Origin of the sequence: Dietzia sp. HMSC21D01 (assembly GCF_001815995.1) — a bacterium.
Taxonomy (GTDB): Bacteria; Actinomycetota; Actinomycetes; order Mycobacteriales; family Mycobacteriaceae; genus Dietzia; species Dietzia cinnamea.
This window is the reverse complement of the sequence record NZ_KV823762.1, coordinates 1-1359: the sequence shown is the minus strand read 5'-3', so window position 1 is coordinate 1359 and position 1359 is coordinate 1. Positions and strand designations below refer to the sequence as shown.

Annotated in this window: 2 protein-coding genes; both read right to left on the bottom strand. The window is 74.0% G+C overall.

Annotation, left to right across the window (positions count from 1 at the left end; translation table 11 throughout):
* On the bottom strand, positions 1 to 837 hold an 837-nt coding region (locus HMPREF3086_RS03545; RefSeq protein ID WP_070720186.1), incomplete at its 3' end, for a glycerophosphodiester phosphodiesterase family protein.
* 3 nt (positions 838 to 840) lie between these two features.
* The coding region (locus HMPREF3086_RS03540; RefSeq protein WP_070720184.1) for a DUF4328 domain-containing protein at positions 841 to 1359 on the bottom strand (519 nt) is incomplete at its 5' end.

Genomic DNA, 1359 nt, shown 5'->3' with positions numbered 1-1359 from the left:
GGCGCCGGCCCCGTCCGCGGGCCCCTCGGTCGGCGGCGTCGCGCCGTCGAGGACGGTCAGCGCCCGCGCCGGCACGTTGGTGCCCACCCAGTCCACGCCGAGGTCGCGACACAGGAGGAGATCGGCGGGGTCGTCGACGGTCCAGCAGTACGTCCCCATGCCCCGTGACCGCCAGTACTCGACCAGCCACGGCCGGGCGCGCAGCGCGCTGATGCTCGGCCCCATCAGTTGGGCGCCGAACCCCTCGGCGGGCCAGGACTTGAAGACGTTGCGCCGTTCGCGCAGCTGCACGGTCGGCACGTCCGGCGCCAGCTGCCGGAACCGGCGGACGGCGGAGACGGAGAAGCTCATCATCACTGCGCGTGACTCGGCGAAGGACGCGGCCCGGTCCAGCCCGAAGTACTGGAGTTCGTCGCGCAGCGCGGTCTCGACGCGCCCGCCGGTGGGCACGGGGTGCTTGGTCTCGAGGAACAGGCGGACGCGGGGATACGCCTCGGCCATCACGAGGAAACTGCGCAGGGTCATGACCGGCTCCGGCCTGCGGTGGACCGGGTGCCAGGAGCCCACGTCGAGGGCCGCGACCTGGTCGAGGGTGGCGGAGTGGACCCACAGGTCCCTGTCACCGACGCGGGTGGTGCGCGGGTCGTGGAGCAGCACCGGGACGCCGTCGGCGGTGAGGCGGATGTCCACCTCGAGCGCCTCGGCGCCCTGGTCGAGGGCCTGCTGGTAGGCGACGCGGGTGAGTTCGGGATATTCGGCCGAGGCGCCGCGGTGGGCGACGACGCCGCTTCGGGTGGAGACGGGTGAGGGCAGGTGGGTGGTCGCGGGGACCGTCACGTCTCACTCCTTCCGGGTCGCGGACGCCTCCACGATCCCCGCCGGGAGGAACCTGCGGGTGAACCGCGGGGAAGGGTCGGTGAAACTCCGCATGACGGACCGGGTCTCGCGGGCGGTCCACACGGCGGCGAGGGCGGCCAGGGCGGTGAGCAGGACGGTGTCGGCGGCGGCCTGGGAGCCCTCGCCGCTGCCGCGCCACAGCGCCAGGGCGACGGCCAGGGCGTTGACGCCCCACGCCGCCCACCAGCGCCTCAGGTCGGATCGGGAGGGGGCTCGGTCCGACGCCCGGCGCAGTTCCTCCAGGTAGACGGGTAGGCGGAAGAAGTTGACGACGACGAGGAGAGCCCCAGCCCACAGGCCCGCCCGTGACCGCGGATCCGGGACCGGCGCGTAGGCCCGTCGTCGGGTCTCCACGAGCCAGGCGGTCGCGGTGATGGCAGCGGCGACGCCCACGGCGATGGCGACGATCCCGGTCACCCAGACGAGCGCGGTGGTGACGGCCTCGATCCACCACGGCGCGAG